The sequence below is a fragment of the Pontibacter russatus genome (assembly GCF_009931655.1).
GTDB lineage: Bacteria > Bacteroidota > Bacteroidia > Cytophagales > Hymenobacteraceae > Pontibacter > Pontibacter russatus.
The window spans coordinates 222,635-245,604 of record NZ_CP047984.1; the positions used below are offsets into that span (position 1 = coordinate 222,635).

Genomic DNA, 22,970 nt, shown 5'->3' on the forward strand with positions numbered 1-22,970 from the left:
TCAGTCTTGCTCAGGTTCTTCTTGAATGGCAGGTTGTATGGCCAGCAGGTTGGCATCGAACGTGGCCATGCCCAGCATAATGGAATTGATCAGGTGCGAGGCCTTCACCTTGTAGTAATTGTCGTGGAAGTAGGGATTCTCCCGGTAAGGGTCCGCGACAACCACACTCCGCTGGTCTTCGGCAAAACCGCAAAGCACCACAAAGTGCCCCATCGGGAAGCCACTCACGTCGTCATATATGGATTTGTCCATATCGTCCACCATCTCGCGGGCGCTCTGGTAAAGGTATGTGGCGCTAAGCCCCGTCAGCAGCGGGATATCCTTGTCGAAATACTCCCGCAGCATGGTCTTTGTCAAATCGCGGCAGCGGAGCTCGCCGCCCAGCTGCAGAAAATCGATGTAGGCGCGGGAGGCCCTGTGCAGCTTGCTGCCTTTCTTAACCTGCATCTGATCCTCCAGCTTCATGATGATTTCCTCGTTTTCGAGGTTAAACCAAGTTGGGTCGAAGATATGCAGGTTGTAGGTGTAGATGCGGGCGCGGTAGCCGCGGCGCAGTGCATGGCATGCCAGCAGCACCTCCAGCGTCCCGCCCTCATCCAGGTAAGGCACTTCCTTTATCACCTCGCTCAGCGAAATGGTGTCCTTGAAGTAGCGGTAAACGGCATGCAGGCTGGTGGGCCCGCAGGTCGAGTCGTCTGGCTGCGTGTGGATCTTGATTGGTATCACGGCTGAAAGCGCAGGTTATATATACATGGTGCTAGTATGTGCCCCTTATACGCGGCCTGGGGCATTAGTTATTTTGTTATTTCAAGATTAATCTGCTACATCGGGAGCCGGGCCATATACCTGCCTCACAAATTGGTGATTATGAATTAAATTGGTTAAATTCAATAAGAAAAAGCAGGGGCATTGATATGAACCGGATCATAAAGAACAAGGAACGGCAAAAGATTGCGCTGGCGCTGTGCATCGTATTCGTGATTATTGTGCTGGCAAACTGGTGGGTGAGCCACAGCATGACGCAGGTGAGCAGCCAATTCGCCTCAGTGTACCACGACAGGCTGGTGCCCGCCCTGGACCTGGCCGCCATGCAGGAGCGCTATTACCAGAACAGGATGCTGCTGGAGGAACACCTGCTGGCAAAGGACCCGGCGCAACAGCGGCGCATCGGGGAGCAGCTGCAACAACACACAGCAGAGATCGACTCCCTCTCCGCCAAATACGAGGCAACTTACCTCACGAAGCAGGAGTCACAGGATTTGCGGCAATACAAGCAGGCGGTGGCACACCTGACGGCCGTGCAGGCACAAGCCCTGGAGCTGAGCCGGGCAGGCGATAAGGCCGCCGCTGAACGGATATATAAAGCGGAGGTGGTGCCCGCCTTCGACCGGCTGTTGATGCCGATGCACGCGCTGAGCAGCCTGCAGCAGGACGTGGGCCATGAGCTCTATGCTTCGGCCGAGCGGCAGCTGAACTCGTTGCGAATGCTCTCTTCCGTAGTGGTGGCCTGCGCCGTAATTCTGGCCTTGCTGGTGGGGGTGCTGCTGCAGAACAAGCGCCAGCAGATCAAGATAAAGCCGCAGAAGTTCCACCTGAACTAGGCCAACAGCGCGTTATAGGCCGCCTTCACCCGTTCGAAATTGAACTGCGCCAGCGCCTGCTGCATCAGCTCGGCTATTTTGTCGTTGCACAGGTTGCCGATGCTGCCTTCGTGCGTATGCGCTACAGCGGCTGCCGGTGAGAAAGTGCCATTTTCTATCTGTGCCCCCACGGCTTTGTAGGCATCCCGGAACGGCATGCCCTGCAGCACCAGCGCGTTCACGGCGTCCACACTGAACAGGTACTGGTATTTCTCGTCATCGAGGATGTTTTCCCGCACCTGCACCTGCGACAGCATATAAGCCATCATCTCCAGGCAGCTTTGCAGTTCCTCAAAGGCCGGGAACAGGTTCTCTTTCAGCAGTTGCAGCTCGCGGTGGTAGCCGGAGGGCAGGTTGATGAGCAACATCGAAATCTCGTTGGGCAGGGCTTGCAGTTTGTTGCACTTGCCGCGCAGCAGCTCAAACACATCCGGGTTTTTTTTGTGCGGCATGATGCTGGAGCCCGTAGTGAGGCTGTCGGGTAGTGTGATGAAACCGAAGTTCTGATTCATATACAGGCACAGGTCCATCGCCATCTTTGCTACCGTGGCCGCCACCGAAGACAGGGCTGTCGCCGCCACCCGCTCCGATTTGCCACGTCCCATCTGCGCATACACTACGTTGTAATTCAGCGTCTCGAAACCCAGCAGATCCGTCGTCATCTGGCGGTTGAGCGGGAACGATGAGCCGTAGCCAGCCGCGGAGCCCAATGGGTTTTTGTCTGCTATCTTATAGGCGGCGTGCAGCAGGTGCATGTCGTCCATCAGGCTTTCTGCATAGGCACCGAACCACAGGCCGAACGACGAAGGCATGGCCACTTGCAGGTGCGTGTAGCCCGGCAGCAGCACATTTTTGTAGCGTTCGCTTTGCTGCTGCAGCACATCGAACAGGGCTTCCACGCCTTCCACCGTGGCCTGCAACTGATGGCGGAGATACAGCTTCAAGTCGAGCAGCACCTGATCGTTTCGGGAGCGGCCGCTGTGTATTTTCTTGCCCGCGTCGCCCACCCGCCGCGTCAGTTCCAGTTCCACCTGCGAGTGGATGTCCTCCACCCCGGGCTCAATCTTAAACTCTCCAGCTTCAATGCCTTTATAAATTTCCTTCAGGTGCGCCTGCAGCACCTCCAGTTCTCCGGCAGTCAGCAGGCCGATGCTCTGCAGCATGCGCGTGTGCGCCAGCGAACCCAGCACATCAAATGGAGCCAGCTGCATATCCAGTTCCGCGTCTTTGCCCACCGTAAACGTTTCTATTTCAGCGGCCGTGCCGGATGTTTTCTGCCAGAGTTTCATATATGGATTTGAAGATTTGGATATGTGAAGATTTGGGAATGTGTTGATGAGGTGATGTGATAATGTGATAATGAGCTTCGGCTACTGGTGGTTTTATATATGGCTGAGACAAAAACAAAAATTTAACCATTAAACCACCTGCTCCAGCATTTTTATATATAGGTTGATGCCTTCCTCGATTTCGTGCAGGTATATATATTCATCGGCCATATGGGAGCGGCCCGAAAAGCCTGGGCCCATTTTCAGCGACGGCATGGGTAGCAGCGCCTGGTCGGAGGTGGTGGGGGAACCGTACGTTAGGCGCCCGAGCCGCAACCCTGCCTGCACCAGCGGGTGCTCTTTCGGAATAGACGAGGGGCGCAGGCGCATGGAACGCGGTTTTACCTCCGCTTTCACGTGCTGCCGGATTATCCCGAGCACTTCTTCCATGCTGTATTTGTCGGTGAGGCGTACGTCTACGGTGAACTGGCAGTTGTCGGGCACCACGTTGTGCTGCGTGCCCGCCTGCACCACCGTCACGCTCATCTTCACCGGCCCCAGGTGCTCCGACTCCTCCGGAAAGCGGTAGTTCTGGAACCACTGGATATCCGGCAGCGCTTCATATATGGCGTTCACCCCTTCTTCCCGCGCGGCGTGACCTGCCTTGCCTTTTGCGACACAGTCCAGCACCAGCAAACCTTTCTCCGCCACGGCCAGGTGCATCTCAGTGGGCTCCCCTACGATGGCGGCTTCAATCGACCCCAGTTGCGGCAGGATATGCTCAATGCCATTGCGGCCCGATATTTCTTCCTCCGCTGTCGCCGCCAGCACCAGATTATAGGCCATCTCCTCCCGCTCCTGAAAATGCAGGAACGTGGCTATCAGGGAGACCAGGCAGCCCCCGGCGTCGTTGCTGCCCAGGCCATATAGCTTGCCGCCTTCCTCGGTGGCCGCAAACGGATCGCGGGTCCAGCCGGGGTTTGGCCTCACGGTGTCGTGGTGCGAGTTGAGCAGCAGCGTGGGTTTTTCTGCATCATAATGCCTGTTGAAGGCCCACACGTTGTTCAGTTCGCGGTGTACCGCCACTCCCCGCGCTTCCAGGAACTGTGCTATCAGACCAGCCGTTTTGTCTTCTTCTCTGCTGAACGAGGGCGTCTCTATCAGCGCTTTCAGCAATTCGACAGCTTCCATGTATAGCTTCCGGTCAGACATATGGCTTTTTATTTCTCCTTATGATACAGCTGCTCCGCTTTGAGAGAGGACGTTTTGATGCCTTTGATCATGGCGGAGCTGAAACCATGGTGCTCCATCTCGTTCAGACCGGCAATGGTGCAGCCTTTTGGGGAAGTCACTTTGTCGATCTCGTTCTCAGGGTGGCTCTGGAAGTGCAGGAGCAGCGAGGCTGCGCCCTTGGCCGTTTGGGCCGCCATGCGCAGCGCATCCGCCGCATGAAAACCAATCTCGGTGCCGCCCTGTGTGGCCGCCCGGATGGAGCGCAGGAAAAATGCAATGCCGCAGGCGCAGAGCGCGGTGGCCGAGGTCATCAGTTCTTCCTCTATCTCCACAGTCTCTCCCACCGCACCGAATATCTCCCGCACCAGCGCCTGGTTCTCAGGGGTGGCTTTGCTTCCCGCAATGCAGGTCATTGACTCCCGGATAGCGATGGCGGTATTCGGCATGGCCCGGATGACCTGCACCTCGCGCCCTACACGGTACACGATATCGGCTACGTTCACGCCCGTCACGATAGACACAAACAGGTGCCGCTGTGGGTCGATGCTGGGAGCGATGGTGTCCAGCACACCGTCCAACTGCTGTGGCAGCACGCTCAGGACCACAATGTCGGCACCGGCAACGGCCTTGGCGTTGTCGGTAGTCACCTGGAAGCCCCCCACTGCGATGCTGTCGAGGGAGCGGAGGGTGCGGCGCGTGAGCGTGATGTCGGCTGGCTGGTATTTGCCGGAGGCGACCATGCCCCGGGCCAGCGCCACCCCCATATTGCCTCCGCCCAGAATGGCAACTTTCTTCTTCTCTGTACTCATATAGGTAGGTTACAGTGTTGCGTGTTAAATATGATGGTGAAACTAATCCGGAGAATGAAAGTCAAATTTATATAGGAATCCGGATTTAAGCGGAATCATATATAAGCTGACAACCCGCTACAAGGTAATCAGCGTTCCGGCCTTCCCTCCTGCTGCCATACGCCCCACGGCAGACGCATCGCCAATCTGTACCGCCCGCACACCTTTGTCCAGAGCCGCAAACGCATTGTCGAGCTTCGGAATCATTCCCAGCGACACCACGCCCGTTTCCTTCAGCTCATTGTATAACGCTTTGTCTATTTCAGGAATGACGGAGTCGTTATCTGCGGCATCCTGCAGCACGCCTTTTTTCTCGAAGCAGTAGATGAGTTTCACCTCGTAATGCGGAGCCAGGGCGGTGGCCAGTACCGAGGCAATGGTGTCAGCGTTCGTATTCAGCAGGCTGCCGTTGCCGTCGTGTGTCAGGGGGGCGAAAACAGGCGTCAGGTCCAGAGAAAGCAAACCCTTTAAAGCAGCCGCGTTGATGTTTTTGGAACCGGACACATCGCCGGCAAAACCATAGTCCACCTCCCGCACCGGCCGCTTCTCGGCATATATGGCATTGGCATCGGCGCCCGTCAAGCCAATGGCGTTGCAGCCCAGGGCCTGCAGTTGCGCCACCACCTGCTTGTTTATCAGCCCGCCATATACCATCGTCACCAGTTCCAGGGTCTCTGCATCCGTTATGCGTCGGCCTTCCACCATTTTAGGCATGATGCCCAGCCGCTGCCCGATGGATGAAGCGGTTTTCCCGCCGCCGTGTACCAGCATCTTCGCCCCATCCAGCGAGGCGAAATCACTGAGGAAGCGGTGCAGCTGCACAGGGTTATCGAGGATGTTGCCGCCGATTTTAATGATATTCAATTCTTCCATAGTTGCCGTGGTGTCGTCATTACAAACTTTCCAGCAGCCGCTTCAGCACAGCCTGTGCGGCGTAGGTGCGGTTATTAGCCTGCTCCAGCACCAGCGAGCTCGGACCGTCCAGCACCTCGTCGCTGAGCTCCACGTTGCGGCGCACCGGCAGGCAGTGCATCACTTTGCCGTTGTTGGTGGCCTGCAGTTTCTCGTTTGTCAGCATCCAGCCCTCGCCATCTGTCAGCACCTTGCCGTAATCGGTGTAGCTAGACCAGTTCTTGACATATATAAAATCGGCGTCCTGCAGCGCCTCCTGCTGGTTGGTGGTCACCTGCGCGTTTTGTGTAAACTCGTCCGCCAGCTCATATCCCTCCGGGTGCGTAATCACCAGGTCCACATCGGCCTCCCCCATCCACTCGGCAAACGAGTTGGCCACGCACTGCGGAATCGCTTTCACGTGCGGCGCCCAGGTCAGCACCACTTTTGGCCGCTTGCTGGCCGCTTTATTCTCGGTAATCGTAATCAGGTCGGCGAAGCTCTGCAGCGGGTGGCGCGTGGCCGACTCCAGGCTCACCACCGGCACCTTGCAGTAGGAGATGAATTTATTCAACAAGTCTTCGCTGTAGTCCTCCTCGCGGTTCTGCAGTTTTGGGAAAGAGCGGATGCCGATGATGTCGCAGTACCGGCCCATCACGGCAGCGGCCTCTTTTATATGCTCCACGGTGCTGCCGTTCATCACGGCTCCTTCCTGCGTCTCCAGCGCCCAGCCTTCCTTGTCGAGGTTCATCACCATCACGTTCATGCCCAGGTTAGCGCCCGCAATCTGCGTGCTCATGCGGGTGCGCAGGCTCGGGTTGAGGAAAAGCAAGCCGAGGACTTTGTTTTCCCCGAGGTGTTTATAGGCGTACGGATTCTGTTTCAGGTGCAGCGCCTCGTTCACAAAGTCATCGAGGTTGGCTACGTCCTGCACAGCTGTAAATTTTTTCATTAGTTCGTTTGTATGGTGATGGTGTGTAAGATTGACTCGAAAGCAGACAGAAAGGTGTCTACCTCGCGGGCGCCGATGCACAGGGGCGGCAACAGGCGCAGTGTGTTTTTATCAGAGGAGGAACCGGTGAAAATACCATGCTCCGCCAGCAGTTGCTTCCGGATGGGGGCACAGGGCTCTTCCAACTCCACTCCTATCATCAATCCCTCGCCACGCACCTCGCGCACGCCCGGCAACTGGCGCAACTCCTGTATCAGCCGGTTGCCCATGTGCTGCGCATTCTCCATCAGTTTCTCTTCTTCCATCACTTCCAGCACGGCAAGCGCCGCTACGCAGGCGAGGTAATTTCCGCCAAAGGTGGTGCCCAGCAGGCCATGCTTCGCCTCTATTTTAGGGTTAATGAGCACCCCGCCAATAGGGAAGCCATTGCCCATGCCCTTGGCTATCGTAATCAGGTCGGGCTGGATGCCAGCGTGCTGGTGCGCGAAAAATTTGCCGGTGCGACCATAGCCTGTCTGTACTTCATCCAGAATCAGGAGCGCGCCTGCTTGCTCGCATCCGGCGGCAATCTCCTGCAGGAAGGCTTTCTCCGGCACATGCACGCCACCCACGCCCTGCATGCCTTCTATGATAACGGCAGCCAGCTCCGGTCCGTGCGTTTGCAGCGATTCTTTAAAGGCGTTTATATCATTCAGCGGAAGAAAAACGACGTTGTCCGTCTCGTTGATGGGCGCCTGTATGGCAGGGTTGTCGGTAACGGCTACGGCTGCGGAGGTGCGTCCGTGGAAAGCGCCTTTGAACGCAATTACCTTTTTGCGACCGGTATGGAAGGAGGCCAGCTTCAGGGCGTTCTCGTTTGCCTCGGCACCAGAATTGCACAGGAACAGCTCGTAATCAGGATAGCCGCTCAGCCTTCCCAGCTTTTCGGCGAGTTCCTGCTGCAGCGGCATCTGCACCGAGTTGGAGTAAAAGCCGATGTCATAAAGCTGGCGGGCGATGCGCTTGAGGTAGTGCGGGTGGCTGTGGCCAATGGATATGACGGCGTGGCCGCCATACAGGTCGAGGTAGCGCCGGCCGTTCTCGTCCCAAAGGTAGGCTCCTTTTGCCTTGACAGGGGCTATATCAAAAAGCGGATAAACGTCGAAAAGATTCATTTCTCGTGTTTTAGAGGTAAGAAGTTAAACAGTAAAGGAAGTACTTGACGTACATGGCTTTGATTATTAAATTGTTGATTGCCCTTTAGAAGGCAGAGGCTTTCAAATTCAAGCCGGCTCTTTCGTCCAGTCCGAACAGCAGGTTCATGTTCTGCACCGCCTGCCCGGAAGCGCCTTTCACCAGGTTATCGATCATACTGGTAATCACAAGCTGGTCACCTTGCTTCTCTATATATAAAAGGCACTTGTTCGTGTTCACGACCTGCTTCAGGTCGGGTGTGGTGGCGCTCACGGTTACAAAAGGGTGCGGCGCGTAATAGGTTTTATAGAGCTCGACCGCTTCGCTCTGGCTGAGGCTGCAGCGGGTATAGGACGTACACAGGATGCCACGCGTAAAAGGCCCGCGGTAAGGAACGAAATGAATGGCGGGCACCTCTGTCTCCTGCAGGCTCTGCAAAGTGCGGCCCAGTTCGCGCAGATGCTGGTGGTTCAGCACCTTGTAGTTCGAGATGTTGCTGCTGCGCCAGCTGTAGTGCGAGGTGGGGCTCAGGCTCTGGCCAGCGCCGGTGCTGCCGGTGATACCGCTTACGTGTACTTCTTCTGTTAGCATACCTTCCGCGGCGAGCGGGAGCAGCGCCAACTGGATGGCTGTGGCGAAGCAGCCAGGGTTGGCAACATTCTGCGCCTCCCGTATCGCCTCGCGCTGCAGTTCGGGCAAGCCATATATAAAAGTGCGGCCAGCTGCCGTCACAGCATTCTCCTTAGTGCCTTCGTTCCAGCGGAAGTCCTGGCTCAGGTCAATTACTTTTACCTGCTCTGGGATGGCGTTGGCCTCCAAAAAATGTTTGGCGTCGCCGTGGCCCACGCAAAGGAAAAGCACATCCACCTCTGGCTGCAACTCGCCCGAGAAGTCCATTTCTGTGTCTCCCTGCAAATCCCGGTGTACTTCATATACCGGCTTCCCGGCCTGGCTGTTGCTCTGTACGAAAGCGATGTCGACGTTGGGGTGGTGCAGGAGCAGGCGCAGCATCTCACCGCCTGTGTAGCCCGCTCCGCCCACAATGCCTGCCTTTATCTTTACTTCGCTGCCCATTCCGTGTCGCTGTTTATGCTGTGGTACATCTTGGTCTGGTTGCCGAAAATCTTGGCAAATCCCTTTACATCGTCCGAGGTCCAGGCGCGGTTCATTTCGCCGTAGGTACCGAACTTGTTGCTCATCAGGTCATGCGCGCTCTCAATGCCCTCTATCTGGAAACGGTACGGTGCCAGCAGCACATATACTTTACCGGTCACGTGCTGCTGCGTGCTTTGCAGGAAGGCTTCTATGTCGCGCATGGTCGGGTCGAGCAACTGCCCTTCGTGCAGCCAGTTGCCGTACCACACCGACAGCTGATCTTTCCAGTACAATTGCCATTTCGTGAGCACATGCTTCTCTAAGGTATGGTGGGCTTTGATGATGACCATCGGGGCCGCAGCCTCAAAACCTACCCTGCCTTTGATGCCTATGATGGTATCGCCGACGTGGATATCGCGGCCGATGGCAAAAGGCGCGGCCAGTTCCTGCAGGTGCTGGATGGCCTGCACCGGGTGCCCGAATGTCTGGTCATTCACGCCCACCAACTCGCCCTTCTCGAAGTGCAGGGTGACGCGCTCCGGCTGTTGCTTGCTCAGTTGTGTCGGGTAGGCCTCTTCAGGCAAAGGCAGGTGCGAGGTGAGTGTTTCCTTTCCGCCCACCGAGGTGCCCCATATCCCTTTGTTGATGGAGTACTGCGCCTTTTTGAAGTCCATCTCCACCCCATTTTCCTTCAGGTATTCGATCTCCTCCTCGCGTGAGAGTTTTTTGTCACGGATGGGCGTAATGATCTCTACCTCCGGGATGATGGCCTGGAAAATCATATCGAAGCGCACCTGGTCGTTCCCGGCGCCGGTGCTGCCGTGGGCTACGTAATCAGCCCCGATGGTTTTAGCGTAGTTGGCGATGGCGAGTGCCTGCGTCACGCGCTCCGCACTCACGGATAGCGGGTATACGTTGTTTTTCAGCACGTTGCCATATATCAGGTAGCGGATGCAGCTGTTGTAGAAGTTCTCAGTTTCGTTCAGGTGCGTGTGCTCTTTTGCCCCCATGGCATACGCCCGGCGCTCCACATCCTGAAGCTCCTCCTCCGAAAAGCCGCCGGTGTCTACTATGGCGGTATAAACTTCCAGGCCCAGTTCGCGGGAAAGGTATATGGCGCAGTACGAGGTGTCTAATCCGCCGCTAAAGGCTAAAACTACTTTTTTCATTGTTTCTATTTTCTGGTCACTGGCTGCTTAGGCCGCCGACATGTTAGTGTTTTTGTCTTCTGAATTTTGGTTCTGGCGCTGGCGGTGGCGTGTCCAGCGCTCCTGCACGCTGCTCGCCTTGGGCTGCGCCTGCTTCTCCACCACTGGCAGCGGCAGATAGTTTTCGTCCTTGGCCGGATCGTACAGCATGGCGGTGCAGAGGCAGTTCGTTCTGTTTTTGCTCTGCAGAATCTCAAAGTTGACGCAGCTGCGGCAGCCTTTCCAGAATTCCTCGTCATCCGTCAGTTCGGAGTAGGTAACCGGCTTATAGCCCAGGCTGGAGTTGATGCGCATGACGGCCAGGGCCGTCGTCAGCCCAAAAATCTTCGCATCGGGGTACTTGGTGCGCGACAGCTCGAATATCTTACTTTTGATCTGCCGGGCCAGGCCGCTCTTCCGCAGGTCAGGCGCAACGATAAGGCCGGAGTTGGCCACGTACTTGCCGTGTCCCCAGGTCTCGATGTAGCAAAAACCCGCCCAGCGCCCATCCCGGTGCAGGGCAATCACCGCTTTGCCTTCCAGCATCTTCTGGGCGATGTAGTCAGGGGAGCGCTTGGCAATGCCAGTGCCTCTGGCCTTCGCCGATTCCTCCATCTCAGTGCAGATCTGCTGTGCGTAGATGATGTGTTGCTCTCCGGCAACGGTAACAATGAATTCGGATTGATTCATTTTAAATATATATTCCTCTGTGCTCCCGCACAGTGTAAAATGAAAAACTTAAAAGGATGCAGCCCACATGCACAAAGTAGCTTTGTGCTTAGGTGTTTCGGCTTTTACAGGAAGATTATGGGGAGTGTGACCACCACATAGGCGGCCGGGAAAAATGCCGGCCTAGGGCCTGGAGCGGACCACGGGTGAGATGGCCCCAAAAACTACCCCTCCGGGAAGGGTAGAAAAAGTCGCACGCTTCTGGATAGAAGAGTGTTTTATCATATTGGATGATAAATGCGCCTTTTTTTGCATTGCTTTAGTAGATTGTTAATAAAAAGGTATGGTTCTTATACCCATATGAACAGTACAAATGTTTCACATTATTTTTTTTATTAACAAATAAACCGTCAAAAATTATCCAAAAAAATAGAAAACTGCTTTTTCTCAGGCCAAGCTGCTGCCAATATCGCATTTGTCGCAGGTGATGGCTTTGTTTTCTGCTGCCCGGCTGCATCCCAATCTGCGGCAAAAAATATATCTTGCCACTTAATCAGGTTAAATCCGGCAGCAAGAACAATTTTCTATAACCATGCCAAAATTTACACCCAAAGTCATCATCGGATTATTTTTCTCAGCGGTTGGACTGGCGACGCTCCTCCTGCTGCGCCAGCCCCTGACGGCAGCGGCATGGCTGAGCTTTGGGAACGGCCTTGTGCTGATGGACTTGAAGTTTACCGGGACCGACGCGAAAGGTAAAATCTTCCTGAAGCCTGTTCCCGCCATTAGGTTATATGTGGCCGCGTTTCTGATACTGCTGGCTGTGCTGCTCCTGGCGCTGCAGATGTACCTCGATTTTCAGAAGTCAGACGCTGCGCCATAAAGGCTAAGTGATATAGCATGTTATATATGCCCTGTGCCGCCAGCCCACTTTTATATACGGCTTTCCAGCACCAGGTCCACATCCAGAATCTCAGCTTCGCGGCGCAGGCGCAGGCGCAACTTGCGGCCGGGCTTGCTCTCCAGCAGTTGCAGCAGTTCCGACAGCTTTATTTCAGTGCAATTGCGGCCGTTCACGTGCAGCAGTTGGTCGCCGGGTTCCAGGCCCCCGAGCTTCGCCGGTGAGTCCTCCACCACGTTCGATACGATATATAAATTAGTGCCCGGCAGCGGCGTGGTTACCTCAAAGCCCGCCATGTTGTAGTGGAAGGGTTCCCGAAAGCGCCTGTTCGGGAGCATGATGAGCCGGTTGTGCGGGTAATCAAATATAACCGTGAAGCGCGACAGGATATCCGAACCCAGGTTGCCGTTGCGGTTGGCGATGTTCAGCGCCAGTTTGATCGATTCCTCGTCCGGGTAAGCTGCAGTGAGGTCCTCCAGTTCGTACTTGCCGAGAGAGAACGCATCCAGGCGCCCGATCTGCCCGTTGATGTCGCCGCTCAGCCCTGTGCCCAGGTAAGCCTTCATCACCTTGGGGGGCAGCATCAGGCGCTCGTCGGAGGGCAGGTAAAGCGAGATGCTGTTGCTGGCGCCCGTGTCCACCACCAGTTTCACCTTTACCGTGTCACCATTGTGCTGTCGTACTTCGCCGTACACATAGGGTTTGGTGCCCTCTATATACAGCGGGTATTCTTCTGCCCTGCGTTTCTTTTTGACTTCCTCGTCGGGCCTGTAAAGGGTGATGACCTTGCTGCTGTAGTTAATCTTGACGATAAAATTCTTGAAGATGTCGAACCCGATGATTCCGTGAACGGGCATGCCCATGCGCGTGGATAGGTTGAAGACATCCTCCATCAGCACATACACCAGGTTGTTTGTGCCCCTGATGCCAGGCATGTGCAGGTTATTTCCCTTCGACTGGTACGCCTCTATCGAATGCCCTTCGCCCAGCCCCCGGACACTGATCTTGTTCACGTCGTTCAGGTCGAGCGAATCAGAGAAGAAGAGATGGGTGATCAGGATGTTTTTCACACCGGAGTCCAGGATGAAGTTGAGCGGCTGTGAGCTGTTAATCCGGACCGGGAGGATAATCAGGTTATGGACGAATTTGAAGGGAATCTTGACGCTCTTGTGATTGGTCGTGAAAAAGACTGTGTCGCTGCCTGAAACAGGTTGTACCTGTGCCTGTGCCACTGCCGGCAGCAACAAAAGGGACAGCACTATCAGTGTGATGAAAGAGGCTCGTGTCATACCCTGTTCGTAAAAGGGTGGTACAATATCAGCGCATTATATTTACATACGAAAAACCATGTCTAAATATCTATCTTTCAATCAGTTATTGGTAATATTTTTTTTAACGAAACGCTGTTTTAACATTGGTGGGTTTCAGGCAGCAGAAAAGGGGTTTATCCTTTTCTCTTTTTCCGGACCGATGCCACAGCTGACAGGCTCCGCCCCTTTTCGCGGCCAAAGAAGAGGAATTTAGGACTGCCGATAACCTGCGCACCATATATGCCGGAATGGCCGGAGAAAAGGTAGGCCGTAACGCAGGCCAGTGCCATATAGACGCTGCTCTCGGCACCGAATAGCTCGGTGGCCATGATGGTGCAGGTAAGGGGGGTGTTGGTGGCGCCTGAAAACACCGCCACGAAGCCCATGCCCGCCAGCAGGGCTATCGGGAGCGGCACCACAACAGACAACGCGCTGCCCAGCGTGGCGCCGGTGAAGAATAGCGGCGTCACCTCCCCTCCCTTGAAGCCCGCCCCCAGCGTGAAGGCTGTCAGCAGCACCTTCACGAAGGCCGCGTACCACGGCTGCGCCTGCTCAAACGACTGCAGAATGGTGGGGATGCCGAGGCCAATGTATTTCGTGGTGCCCATGGCCCACACCGCTGCGGCTATTACGGTGCCGCCCAGCAGCGGCCGGAGCGGCGCCCAGGCGATGTGCGCTTTGAACTGCGACGTAAAAAAAAGAGTGGACTTGGCGAAGAACATCCCGGTGAGACCAAAAGCCGCCCCCAGCAGCAGGGTATAACCGATGCCGGCAAGCGTGACCTCCGGGACATAGGGAATGGCGTAGTGGGTGTGGCTTACCCCCCAGGCCAGGCAGGTATAATCGGCAATGACGGCGGCCAGGAAACTGGGGAGCAGCGCCTCGTAGCGCAGCCTGCCCAATATAAACACCTCCAGCCCGAAAACGGCGCCTGCCAGCGGCGTGCCGAAAAGCGAGGCGAACCCGGCGCTAATTCCGGAGATGATCAGCACTTTGCGGTCGCGGGGGCGCAGGCGGAAAATACGCGTGAACTGATCGGCGATGCTGCCGCCCATCTGCATGGCCGTGCCCTCCCGCCCTGCCGAGCCGCCCAGCAGGTGCGTGACCAGCGTACCCAGCAGCACGAGCGGGGCCATCCGGAAAGGCAAAACCTCCCGTGGCCGCTGAATCTCCTCCAGCAACAGGTTATTGCCTTTGGCGGCACGCTGTCCATAGTAATGGTAAAGCAGACCCACCGCTAAACCACCGAGTGGCAGCAGCCATAGAATCCCTATATGGGCCTCCCTATAGTCGGTCACCCAGTCGAGCGCCACCAGAAAGAAGGCGGATGCGCTGCCAGCCGACACGCCCACCAGCAGGCAGATAACCAGCCACTTCAGCAGGTAAAGGGCGGCTGTTGCCTGCTCACCGGCAGAAAGCGCCTTGCTTGCAAATCTTTTGAGGAGGGAAGGCTGGGAGTAGGCTCGTTTTTTCATATGCTGCTGACGACAAATATACAATAATGGCAAAGCAATGCTTGCCAGTTTGCAGGAGTCATCAGCCGGTGCGGCGGGCGGCGGCGGTTCGAGGCGGTACCCCATCGCCTTCAGGTTGAAGGTATGTAAAATTAAGCGCTTAAGAAAACCTGATGCCGTTTTTTAGCATTGTAGCTGACAGGTGGTTTTTTAATAGGACATGCTATATATAAAGCAGCGCAGCAGCCCAAAACCCGGCACTCCTTCTCCTCACCATGTTCCATATGTAAGAATTGCATTCCTGCTCATCCTTTTCCAGCACGCTATATGCCAGTGGCTTGCGGATTTTTGTACTGTTTAAATGCCGATGCCCTATATGGCAACAACATTTAAGGAAAAGTCACGTCTCTTAATGGGATTATATAACCTCAAATTCCAGGACAAGCATATGCCCAAGCTTCAGTTGGTTCGCCGGATTATCTATCCGTTGCAGGAATTTGTGAAAGCGGAGGCATTCAGCGGGATCCTCTTGCTGCTGATAACTCTGTTAGCTATTGCCTGGGCCAACTCTCCCTGGCCTGAAACTTATGTCGCCGTTTGGAACACGCCGCTCACGATTGCGCTTGGCGAGTACGGCCTCACCAAACCTGCCATCCACTGGATTAACGACGGGCTAATGGCGGTTTTCTTTTTAGTGGTGGGGCTGGAGATAAAGCGGGAAATGCTGATGGGAGAGCTTGCCTCTCACCGCAAAGCCGTTTTCCCGGTGGTGGCTGCACTGGGGGGCATGCTGGTGCCCGCCGGTATATATGCCGCGTTGAACTACGGCACCGGTGCGCTAGCTGGCTGGGGTATTCCGATGGCGACGGACATCGCCTTGGCGCTCGGCGTCCTGGCGTTGCTGGGGCGGCGGGTGCCGCTCTCCCTGAAGCTTTTCCTGGTGGCCTTCGCCATTTTGGATGACATCGTTGCGGTGCTCTTAATTGCACTGTTCTATTCCTCGGAGGTGGATTATCTCATGCTCTGGTGTGCCATGCTGGTGTTTGGGGTGCTGCTGGTCCTCTGCGCAGTGCATGTGCGCAGTATCTGGGTTTATATCTTCCTGGGCATCGTCATGTGGTTTGCCTTGCTGCAATCGGGGGTGCACGCCACTGTGGCTGGCATCCTGCTGGCCGCTACCATCCCCACCCGCTCCAAAATCTCGGATTCCGATTTTATAGCCACCACCGACACCCTACTGGGGGAGTTGCAGGCATTTCATTACAAACGCAGGGGGGATGATGACGAGAAACCGGAAGAAGAGAATTTCCAGGCTGCCGTACACACCCTGGAGAACAACTGTGGGGAAGCCCTGTCTCCGTTGCACCGGCTGGAGCATGCCCTGCATCCCTGGGTGGCTTACTTCATCATGCCCATGTTTGCCCTGGCCAATGCCGGGATCTACATCGACGCCTCGCTGACGGACGGATTCTTCAACGCTGTCTCGTGGGGCATCCTGCTGGGCCTTGTGGTCGGCAAACCGGTGGGCATCCTGCTGTTTGCCGCTCTTGCCACCGCTACAGGCCTGGTGGCAAAACCGGATTCCATCAGTTGGGGCCAGTTATTGGGTGCCGGAATATTGGGCGGAATTGGCTTTACGATGTCTATTTTTATTGCCAACGTGGCCTTTGCGGCCTCCCCTTCCCTGCCGCAGGCTAAGCTGGCGATACTGCTGGCCTCTGCCCTGGCGGGCATTATCGCTTACCTGCTGCTCCGCTATACCTCTCCACGCCCGCCTGAAGAAGCCTGACCAAACTTCTGCTGCACACCATATACTCACATTAGCGCATCAGCCCAAAGCCTCACCGAGTTTATAACCCAGGCTTCTATATGCCCCATCTTTATCTCTTTGGAGGAGCAGGGCCATTATATGCTGAGCAATTTTGCCATATGGCGTGTATATGGTGTGCGCGTCCCCACTCGTGCTTATTATCAATAGCCTCCAACCCAAATTCATATATAAACCCCATTTATATATAGCTTGAGTGCATATATAGGTTTCGTTTAGATATAGAACCTGTTTAGCGTTTCCGATTTTAGTGTCAAAACCTGCCGTTGTAGGTGTTTTCACCGACAGCTATATTTTCACTAACAAGTTTTTGCTGGTGAAAACACGCAGCAAGGGCATCATGCATCGATTTTTTGGAAACGCTAAGCAGGTTCAATATGTACCGGGTGCCGCTATTCCATGATGGCATCCAGAAAGCCCAGTTTCTCCCCGTCTTTGTTCTCGAATACCAGCAGCGGAATATCCATATCGTGGCGCAGCACTTTTTCCGTGACGCTGCCGATAACGTACACAGCCACTGTCGTCATGCCCTTCGCACCCATCACCAGCATATCGGCACGCAGTCTTTTTGCCTCCATCACCAGCATGGCTCCTACATCACTGTGCTCCCCCTGGCGCACCAACACAAACGCTGCCCTGTGCTGTAGGTCCGGGAAACGCTCCATCAGGTTATCGTATTTCTCTTGGGCAATATCCTGCATGCGCTTATCAAAATCCTCATAGCTCATACCGAGGGTAATGTAGCCGGTTGGCACCTGGTATACATGCAGGCACGCCACCTGCACATCGGGTTGGACCAGGGCGAAGTGATTTACACGATCCAGCGCCATTTCACTGTGCTTGGAGAAGTCCAGGCTTACCACCACCTTGCGCAGCCTCGGCTCAAAAGCCTCAGGAACAAACAGCACACTGATACGTCCGTGGCGCAGCAACTTCTGCCCCACCGCACCGCTGCCATGCAGGCGCAACTTTCGCCCCACCAGTATAAGGTCCGCTTGCTTCTCCGTCGCCCAGTGAAGCAATTGCTTCAGCGGATCGCCTGTCACTACGAGCACCTCGGTTTCTACCTGCGGCAATCCCGAAAAGTCTGCCGCCACGCGCGAACTAATCATTTCATGGATATGTGCCCCGCTCTCCCTATTTTCTGTCCCTAGGTTATTCACCCGTTTAGGGGGTGTTTCCGGATGCCTTTCTACATGGATGAAACTTACCTGCCGCACCGGTAGCCGGGTGCATATATAGGCTGTGTAATTGATAAGTGTTTGGTCCGCAGAACTTAGGTCAAGTCCTACCAGAAGTCGATTCAGGGTGTCCATGCTTTGATTCGATACAAGTTTAAATGATGGTTTGTGCAGCTTGCACGGTCTTCATCGAAACTGATCTGCCGGAAGCGCGCAGGTTGCTGGTAATTCCTATCACATACGGGAATATCGCGAAAGCAATGCATTAAATCTATATAGGGGGGGCTAAAATCGGTGACCAATAGCTGGCGGGTCAGTTCATGTTTCTTTTGGTTGTTTAATTTAACCATACCAATAGTTGCCCATGAATCGTGCTCGCAGTGGTTTCGCACAGAAATCTCTTTTAGAAGAAGAGAAATTTAAGCAAGGTGAAGATGCTTCTGAACCGTAGCAACCTGGTAAAGGAGCGGTCCAAAAAACGATACGGAACAGCAACTCAGGAAATAGAAGAGTGCTGCTCGTGGCGGGGATGTGAAATAAAAGGCCGCATCGGCTCCGCATATCTTCCGAAAGCCTTTACGGCGGTAAGCTTGAAGTCCGGGTAAGTGAGGGCGGTGAGGCTGCCGCCGAAAACACAGCCTGTGTCTATGTTGATGGTGTTGTTGCGCCAGAACGGCTCGTGTACCGGCGAGTGCCCATATACCACCACGGGCTTACCGCAGTACTCAGCTGCCCAGTCCAGCCGAATCGGCAGTCCGTTTTCATCTTTGCCACCAGCGGTGGGACCGTAGAGACAAAGCGCCCGCACGCCTTTGGAGTTCTTGCCGTGCAGCCGCTCCTCCAGCCCCGCGTGCGCCACTATCAGCCGGCCCTCGTCGAGTATCAGGTGGTGCGGAAGCGACCCCAGAAACAGCCTCACCCGCTCAATGAATGCGGCATCTCTGGACGCTAACTGGGCAGCCGTCAGTTCCAGACCATGCCGCACCTGCACATTGTGCCCCAGCAGCATGCGGTGCAGCTTATCATCGTGGTTGCCGCTCACGCAGTAGGCTATTCCCTGTTCCACCATATCCATCACCAGACGCAAAACCTCCGGCGAATCAGGGCCTCGGTCCACCAGGTCACCCACGAAAATCAGCTTGCTGTCATCGGGTGGCAGCGTTACGTACCGTTGCTGCTGCGCATCAAAGTTAGTGGCGTACTTCAGCTGCTGCAGCAGCGCCAGCAACTCACCCAAGCAGCCGTGTACATCTCCGATGATGTGAAACGGACCCCGCTGCTCCGGAAGCGCCAGATACTCCTGCTGTTGCTGTTCGTGTGTTGACATTTTTAAACGGACGCTATAAACTAAATAAACAAATATGCATAGATATGAATTAGCCCTCTATATGAACAGTACAAATGGCGCGCAAGTTAAGTTGCAAGCTGAATTTTTCGTGAACGGACTGCCAAATAAGTTTAACATCTGGTGGAGGATGGTCTTAATTCTTTCTAATTTTACCTCCCGTATATATTGTCCCGCAAAGGGCACCCGTAATGCCTTCGTTTAAAAAGTATAAAATTCCCCTCCTCTGGCTGCGGCGCCATATCTCTGCCCGCGATTTCATGCTTGTTTCCAGTGTGCTGGTCGGGTTTACTGCCGGCCTGGCTGCCGTCGTGCTCAAATCGCTGGTGCATTATATACAGCTTCTGCTGGCGTACGGCAACAGGCTGCTGGACCAGCCCTATTGGCTTGTCATCTTCCCCATCCTGGGCATTCTTCTGACCGTGCTTGTGGTGCAGTCGCTGTTTAGGGGCAGCATCGGTCGCGGCACGGCGAACGTGCTGTTCAGCATATCCCAGAAGTCGAGCCTGGTGGAGCGCCACAAGGTGTACTCTCATATGCTGACCAGCGCCCTCACGGTGGGCTTTGGCGGCTCTGCGGGCCTTGAGTCCCCGATTGTGGTGACGGGCTCCGCCATCGGCTCCAACTATGGGCGCGACTACCACCTGAACTACCGCGACCGCACGCTGCTGCTGTCGTGCGGCGCGGCGGCCGGTATTGCGGCGGTGTTCAACGCCCCCATTGCCGGTGTGCTCTTTGCCATTGAGGTGCTGCTCAGCGACATCAGCATCGCCGCTTTTATCCCGCTTATCATTTCGGCGGTTACCGGCGCTCTCTGCTCCCGGATTATTCTGGACGAGGAGATCCTCTTTAATATTGCGAAGCATGACTTTTTCGCCACAGGCCACGTTCCGTTTTATATCCTGCTGGGCATTTTGTCGGGCATGCTGTCAGTGTTCTACACCAGGGTGTCGCTGCGTGTGGAAGCGGTATTTGAGATATATCAACACAGGGTATATACCCGGGCGCTGGTGGGAAGCCTGCTGCTGGGGCTGCTGATCATGCTTTTCCCGCCCCTTTTCGGTGAAGGGTACGACAGCGTTCTTTTGCTGGAGCGCAACCAGGCCGACAGGCTTCTGCAGGACAGCTGGCTTGCCTTTTTCGGCACAAACGAGTGGCTGGTGCTGGGCTTTGTGGGGGCGATGGCGCTGGTGAAGGCCTTTGCCACCTCCTTTACCATTGCCGCAGGCGGAAACGGCGGCAATTTTGCCCCCTCCATGTTTGTGGGGGCCTGCGCCGGCTATTTCTTCTCCCGCCTCATGAACCTGCTCCACATCTCCGACCTGTCGGTCAGCAGCTTTTCGATGGTGGGGATGGCCGGTATCCTGAGCGGCGTGATGCACGCCCCGCTCACGGCGGTCTTCCTCATCGCAGAGATTACGGGCGGCTATACCCTCATGATACCCCTTATGATTGTCTCGGCCGTCTCCTTTGCCCTGGTCAAGTACTTTGAGCCGTACTCGCTCGACACAAAGAAGCTGGCGCAGAAAGGCCAATTCCTGAAGGGCAACAAGGACAGCACCATCCTGCATATCATGAAAATCCGCCACCTGATCGAGCACGAGTTCCAGACAGTTTCGCCGGACGCCACGCTCGGGGAACTGGTGCAACTTATCGCGCACTCCCGCCGGAACGTTTTTCCGGTGGTGAATGCGGAGAAAGTGCTGGAGGGGGTCGTGTACCTGGAGAATGTGCGCGAGATCATGTTCAAGGCAGAGAAATATGATACGGTGCGGGTACATGATCTGATGGTGCAGCCTCCCGCCGTGGTGCAGTACGACGACAGCATGGCGGAGGTGATGAAGAAGTTTGATGAGAGCGGTGCCTGGAACCTGCCGGTGCTCCGGCAGGAAAAGTACGTTGGCTTTGTCTCCAAGTCCAGCATCTTCACCAAATACCGGAAGCTTCTGATCAAGACGACAAATATGTAATGGTGCCCCCTTTTATATATCTGCTTCCGAGACGCACCATCCCGCGCAATTGCTATATTAACCAAAAATCATACAGCAACAGTTGGGGATATTGAAAACACAGCCTATCTTGAACAGGCGTTCGGCTGCATCTATCCATATATGGCAAATCATTAAGAGAAGCGGGAGGGAAATATGGCTTTGCCAGGGGTGCCGAACTGCTTTATTTTCTCATGTAGGGGGATTACCCGCCTGATGAAGTAGCTGCCCTGCATATATAGAAACACGGACTACCTAACTCCTGAAACGATGGAATCTCCGAAGTGGCTCGATCGCATTCTCTACCCTTTCCGGCACCATACACTGGCTTTGCAGGCGGGGCAAATGCATTATATAGACGAAGGAAGCGGCGCGCCCATCGTATTTGTGCATGGCACGCCCACGTGGTCGTTTGTGTGGCGACAGCAGCTAAAATCGCTGAGCCGCGGCTACCGCTGCATCGCCCCCGACCATCTGGGCTTTGGTTTGTCAGATAAACCCGCTGATTTTGCCTATACTCCTGAGGCACATGCTGAGAACCTGGAGGCGCTGATAAACCACCTGCAGCTCAAAGACATCACGCTGGTGGTGCACGACTTCGGCGGCCCCGTCGGGCTGCGCTATGCGCTGCGCCACCCGGAGAACGTAAGAAAACTGATAATACTGAACACCTGGATGTGGAGCCTGCAGGACGAAAAACAGCTGATGAAAATCAGCAGGTTTATGAGCGGTGGCATCGGGCGTTTTTTATATATGAATGGCAATTTCTCTGCCCGCGTACTGCTGCCCAAAGGCTATAACGAGCGCAAACACCTGACAAAGGACATCCACCGCCACTACCTCAAGCCCCTTTCCACCTCTCCGGACAGGCAGGGCACTTGGCGCTTTGCAGTGGCTTTGCAGGAGGCTAATCCTTATTTCGCCCAACTGTGGGAACAGCGGGAGAAACTGAAACCTATTCCAAAGCTCATTATCTGGGGCGAAAAAGACAGCCTGCTGCCGTTGCACTGGCTCGCCAAGTGGCAAATCGCTTACCCGGAGGCCCGGGTGGTCACGCTGAAAGCTGGCCACTTCCTGCAGGAGGAAAAAGGCGGGGAGGTAGCAGATGCTATCCGGGCGTTTCTGAATTGATTATATATCGCCCCTTGCTGCATATCCTTTGATAGCCGCGCTCCAAACCTCGTGGCGTGCACAGTTCCCGCAAGTGGTTTAACCTGACTGCCGGGACTACTTTTACATTACATCGAACAGGCTTCTGCCACAGACGCTCGCGAGTTGTAAAAACACCGCAAGGTCTTTAAAACAGGAAGTGCAACAAGGGCAAAATGCCGGATTCTTTACTTCCTGTGCCGCTCCTCCAGCACTTTCACCACGTCTTTCAGCTCCAGGCCGGTGGCGGATAGCAGCACCAGCAAGTGGTAGAGCAGGTCGGCGGCTTCGCCTTTCATGGTGTCCAGCTTTCCGGCCACTGCGTCAATCACCGTCTCTACGGCTTCCTCCCCTACTTTCTGCGCTATTTTGTTCACGCCTTTCCCGAACAGGAAATTGGTATAGGACCCTTCCGCCGGGTTTGCTTTGCGTTGCTGGATAACCTCCTCTAGGTTTGCGATAAAGCGGATGGCCGCCGCCCGGTTTGAGGCTTCTTCCTCTCCGAAACAACTGGTGGTGCCGGTGTGGCAGGTGGGGCCATTTGGCTTCACCTTAATCAGCAGCGTGTCATTATCGCAGTCGCGGGTGATGCTGACGACCTCCAGCGTGTTTCCAGAGGTTTCACCTTTTGTCCAGAGTCGGTTCTTGGAGCGGGAGAAAAAGGTGACTACCCCCTCCTGCCGCGTTTTTTCCAGCGCCTCCCGGTTCATATAGCCCAGCATCAGCACCTGTGCTGTCAGATTGTCCTGTATCACGGCGGGCACCAAGCCGCCTGTTTTGTCAAAATCGAGTTCCACCTTTTTTAATTACGAATTAAAAATTACGAATTATGAATGAGTTTTTGATGAAGCGTGTGCA

20 protein-coding genes and 1 riboswitch are annotated in these 22,970 nt (G+C 55.2%); of the genes, 5 read left to right on the forward strand and 15 right to left on the reverse strand.

The window, feature by feature from the left end:
- Positions 1 to 726, reverse strand: coding sequence for a C39 family peptidase (locus tag GSQ62_RS00975; protein WP_161887769.1), 726 nt, complete (start codon positions 724 to 726; stop codon positions 1 to 3).
- A gap of 188 nt (positions 727 to 914) precedes the next feature.
- Here GSQ62_RS00975 and GSQ62_RS00980 point away from each other — a divergent pair, with 188 nt between their 5' ends.
- Positions 915 to 1,601 (forward strand): MCP four helix bundle domain-containing protein, encoded by a 687-nt coding sequence (locus GSQ62_RS00980; protein ID WP_161887770.1) that lies wholly within the window; start codon positions 915 to 917, stop codon positions 1,599 to 1,601.
- On the opposite strand, the gene argH is transcribed toward GSQ62_RS00980, so the two are convergent.
- The 9 genes from argH to GSQ62_RS01025 all read right to left on the reverse strand — a co-directional run bounded on the left by argH (position 1,598) and on the right by GSQ62_RS01025 (position 10,977).
- The gene (gene argH, locus GSQ62_RS00985) at positions 1,598 to 2,929 is read right to left on the reverse strand and encodes an argininosuccinate lyase (protein ID WP_161887771.1); all 1,332 of its coding nucleotides are present in this window, start codon (positions 2,927 to 2,929) and stop codon (positions 1,598 to 1,600) included. The genes GSQ62_RS00980 and argH overlap by 4 nt on opposite strands.
- A gap of 129 nt (positions 2,930 to 3,058) precedes the next feature.
- Positions 3,059 to 4,099 carry a M20 family metallo-hydrolase gene (locus GSQ62_RS00990; protein ID WP_237586885.1) on the reverse strand — a complete coding sequence of 347 codons (1,041 nt, stop codon included), beginning with the start codon at positions 4,097 to 4,099 and terminating at the stop codon, positions 3,059 to 3,061.
- A 29-nt stretch (positions 4,100 to 4,128) separates the two neighbouring features.
- Entirely contained in the window at positions 4,129 to 4,950 is an 822-nt protein-coding gene (proC, locus tag GSQ62_RS00995) for a pyrroline-5-carboxylate reductase (RefSeq protein ID WP_161887773.1), read from the reverse strand.
- A gap of 117 nt (positions 4,951 to 5,067) precedes the next feature.
- A complete protein-coding gene (gene argB, locus GSQ62_RS01000; protein ID WP_161887774.1) occupies positions 5,068 to 5,862 on the reverse strand; it encodes an acetylglutamate kinase in 795 nt (264 codons plus the stop codon).
- Positions 5,863 to 5,881: 19 nt separating this feature from the next.
- Positions 5,882 to 6,832: a Rossmann-fold NAD(P)-binding domain-containing protein gene (locus GSQ62_RS01005; protein WP_161887775.1), complete on the reverse strand. Its 951-nt coding sequence runs from the start codon at positions 6,830 to 6,832 to the stop codon at positions 5,882 to 5,884.
- Positions 6,832 to 7,986: an aspartate aminotransferase family protein gene (locus GSQ62_RS01010; RefSeq protein ID WP_161887776.1), complete on the reverse strand. Its 1,155-nt coding sequence runs from the start codon at positions 7,984 to 7,986 to the stop codon at positions 6,832 to 6,834. Before GSQ62_RS01010 ends, GSQ62_RS01005 begins: the two co-directional genes overlap by 1 nt.
- Positions 7,987 to 8,071: 85 nt before the next feature.
- Positions 8,072 to 9,079: an N-acetyl-gamma-glutamyl-phosphate reductase gene (gene argC / locus GSQ62_RS01015; RefSeq protein ID WP_161887777.1), complete on the reverse strand. Its 1,008-nt coding sequence runs from the start codon at positions 9,077 to 9,079 to the stop codon at positions 8,072 to 8,074.
- Entirely contained in the window at positions 9,064 to 10,269 is a 1,206-nt protein-coding gene (gene argG / locus GSQ62_RS01020; protein WP_161887778.1) for an argininosuccinate synthase, read from the reverse strand. The genes argC and argG overlap by 16 nt, the downstream gene beginning before the upstream one ends.
- A 27-nt stretch (positions 10,270 to 10,296) precedes the next feature.
- A complete protein-coding gene (locus tag GSQ62_RS01025) occupies positions 10,297 to 10,977 on the reverse strand; it encodes a GNAT family N-acetyltransferase (protein WP_161887779.1) in 681 nt (226 codons plus the stop codon).
- Positions 10,978 to 11,548: 571 nt separating this feature from the next.
- On the opposite strand from GSQ62_RS01025, the gene GSQ62_RS01030 reads away from it, so the two are divergent.
- Positions 11,549 to 11,839, forward strand: a complete 291-nt coding sequence (locus GSQ62_RS01030; protein ID WP_161887780.1) for a hypothetical protein — start codon at positions 11,549 to 11,551, stop codon at positions 11,837 to 11,839.
- 50 nt (positions 11,840 to 11,889) lie between these two features.
- Here GSQ62_RS01030 and GSQ62_RS01035 read toward each other — a convergent pair whose 3' ends face one another.
- Both GSQ62_RS01035 and GSQ62_RS01040 read right to left on the reverse strand, forming a co-directional pair.
- Complete coding sequence (locus tag GSQ62_RS01035; RefSeq protein WP_161887781.1) at positions 11,890 to 13,146, reverse strand: aspartyl protease family protein; 1,257 nt, start codon at positions 13,144 to 13,146, stop codon at positions 11,890 to 11,892.
- Between the two features lie 155 nt (positions 13,147 to 13,301).
- Positions 13,302 to 14,642, reverse strand: coding sequence for a voltage-gated chloride channel family protein (locus GSQ62_RS01040; protein ID WP_161887782.1), 1,341 nt, complete (start codon positions 14,640 to 14,642; stop codon positions 13,302 to 13,304).
- A 45-nt stretch (positions 14,643 to 14,687) separates the two neighbouring features.
- A riboswitch (Fluoride riboswitch) is annotated at positions 14,688 to 14,760 on the reverse strand.
- A gap of 309 nt (positions 14,761 to 15,069) precedes the next feature.
- Here GSQ62_RS01040 and nhaA point away from each other — a divergent pair.
- Complete coding sequence (gene nhaA, locus GSQ62_RS01045; RefSeq protein ID WP_161887783.1) at positions 15,070 to 16,410, forward strand: Na+/H+ antiporter NhaA; 1,341 nt, start codon at positions 15,070 to 15,072, stop codon at positions 16,408 to 16,410.
- A gap of 431 nt (positions 16,411 to 16,841) precedes the next feature.
- Here nhaA and GSQ62_RS01050 read toward each other — a convergent pair whose 3' ends face one another.
- Together GSQ62_RS01050 and GSQ62_RS01055 are read right to left on the reverse strand one after the other, a co-directional pair.
- Complete coding sequence (locus GSQ62_RS01050; RefSeq protein ID WP_161887784.1) at positions 16,842 to 17,765, reverse strand: universal stress protein; 924 nt, start codon at positions 17,763 to 17,765, stop codon at positions 16,842 to 16,844.
- A 361-nt stretch (positions 17,766 to 18,126) separates the two neighbouring features.
- Positions 18,127 to 18,957 (reverse strand): metallophosphoesterase, encoded by an 831-nt coding sequence (locus tag GSQ62_RS01055; protein WP_161887785.1) that lies wholly within the window; start codon positions 18,955 to 18,957, stop codon positions 18,127 to 18,129.
- 209 nt (positions 18,958 to 19,166) lie between these two features.
- Here GSQ62_RS01055 and GSQ62_RS01060 point away from each other — a divergent pair, with 209 nt between their 5' ends.
- Together GSQ62_RS01060 and GSQ62_RS01065 are read left to right on the forward strand one after the other, a co-directional pair.
- A complete protein-coding gene (locus GSQ62_RS01060) occupies positions 19,167 to 20,945 on the forward strand; it encodes a chloride channel protein (protein ID WP_161887786.1) in 1,779 nt (592 codons plus the stop codon).
- 288 nt (positions 20,946 to 21,233) lie between these two features.
- Positions 21,234 to 22,094 carry an alpha/beta fold hydrolase gene (locus GSQ62_RS01065; protein WP_161887787.1) on the forward strand — a complete coding sequence of 287 codons (861 nt, stop codon included), beginning with the start codon at positions 21,234 to 21,236 and terminating at the stop codon, positions 22,092 to 22,094.
- A 206-nt stretch (positions 22,095 to 22,300) separates the two neighbouring features.
- Here GSQ62_RS01065 and hisIE read toward each other — a convergent pair whose 3' ends face one another.
- On the reverse strand, positions 22,301 to 22,909 hold the full coding sequence (hisIE, locus tag GSQ62_RS01070) for a bifunctional phosphoribosyl-AMP cyclohydrolase/phosphoribosyl-ATP diphosphatase HisIE (RefSeq protein WP_161887788.1): 609 nt from the start codon (positions 22,907 to 22,909) through the stop codon (positions 22,301 to 22,303).
- Positions 22,910 to 22,970 lie beyond the last annotated feature (61 nt).

What these genes read in the sequence shown, in the direction of transcription:
- GSQ62_RS00980 (WP_161887770.1), top strand. Translation starts at nt 915, where the DNA reads ATGAACCGGATCATAAAGAACAAGGAACGGCAAAAGATTGCGCTGGCG.
- argH (WP_161887771.1), bottom strand. Translation starts at nt 2,929, where the DNA reads ATGAAACTCTGGCAGAAAACATCCGGCACGGCCGCTGAAATAGAAACG.
- GSQ62_RS00990 (WP_237586885.1), bottom strand. Translation starts at nt 4,099, where the DNA reads ATGGAAGCTGTCGAATTGCTGAAAGCGCTGATAGAGACGCCCTCGTTC.
- proC (WP_161887773.1), bottom strand. Translation starts at nt 4,950, where the DNA reads ATGAGTACAGAGAAGAAGAAAGTTGCCATTCTGGGCGGAGGCAATATG.
- argB (WP_161887774.1), bottom strand. Translation starts at nt 5,862, where the DNA reads ATGGAAGAATTGAATATCATTAAAATCGGCGGCAACATCCTCGATAAC.
- GSQ62_RS01005 (WP_161887775.1), bottom strand. Translation starts at nt 6,832, where the DNA reads ATGAAAAAATTTACAGCTGTGCAGGACGTAGCCAACCTCGATGACTTT.
- GSQ62_RS01010 (WP_161887776.1), bottom strand. Translation starts at nt 7,986, where the DNA reads ATGAATCTTTTCGACGTTTATCCGCTTTTTGATATAGCCCCTGTCAAG.
- argC (WP_161887777.1), bottom strand. Translation starts at nt 9,079, where the DNA reads ATGGGCAGCGAAGTAAAGATAAAGGCAGGCATTGTGGGCGGAGCGGGC.
- argG (WP_161887778.1), bottom strand. Translation starts at nt 10,269, where the DNA reads ATGAAAAAAGTAGTTTTAGCCTTTAGCGGCGGATTAGACACCTCGTAC.
- GSQ62_RS01025 (WP_161887779.1), bottom strand. Translation starts at nt 10,977, where the DNA reads ATGAATCAATCCGAATTCATTGTTACCGTTGCCGGAGAGCAACACATC.
- GSQ62_RS01030 (WP_161887780.1), top strand. Translation starts at nt 11,549, where the DNA reads ATGCCAAAATTTACACCCAAAGTCATCATCGGATTATTTTTCTCAGCG.
- GSQ62_RS01035 (WP_161887781.1), bottom strand. Translation starts at nt 13,146, where the DNA reads ATGACACGAGCCTCTTTCATCACACTGATAGTGCTGTCCCTTTTGTTG.
- GSQ62_RS01040 (WP_161887782.1), bottom strand. Translation starts at nt 14,642, where the DNA reads ATGAAAAAACGAGCCTACTCCCAGCCTTCCCTCCTCAAAAGATTTGCA.
- nhaA (WP_161887783.1), top strand. Translation starts at nt 15,070, where the DNA reads ATGCCCAAGCTTCAGTTGGTTCGCCGGATTATCTATCCGTTGCAGGAA.
- GSQ62_RS01050 (WP_161887784.1), bottom strand. Translation starts at nt 17,765, where the DNA reads ATGGACACCCTGAATCGACTTCTGGTAGGACTTGACCTAAGTTCTGCG.
- GSQ62_RS01055 (WP_161887785.1), bottom strand. Translation starts at nt 18,957, where the DNA reads ATGTCAACACACGAACAGCAACAGCAGGAGTATCTGGCGCTTCCGGAG.
- GSQ62_RS01060 (WP_161887786.1), top strand. Translation starts at nt 19,167, where the DNA reads ATGCCTTCGTTTAAAAAGTATAAAATTCCCCTCCTCTGGCTGCGGCGC.
- GSQ62_RS01065 (WP_161887787.1), top strand. Translation starts at nt 21,234, where the DNA reads ATGGAATCTCCGAAGTGGCTCGATCGCATTCTCTACCCTTTCCGGCAC.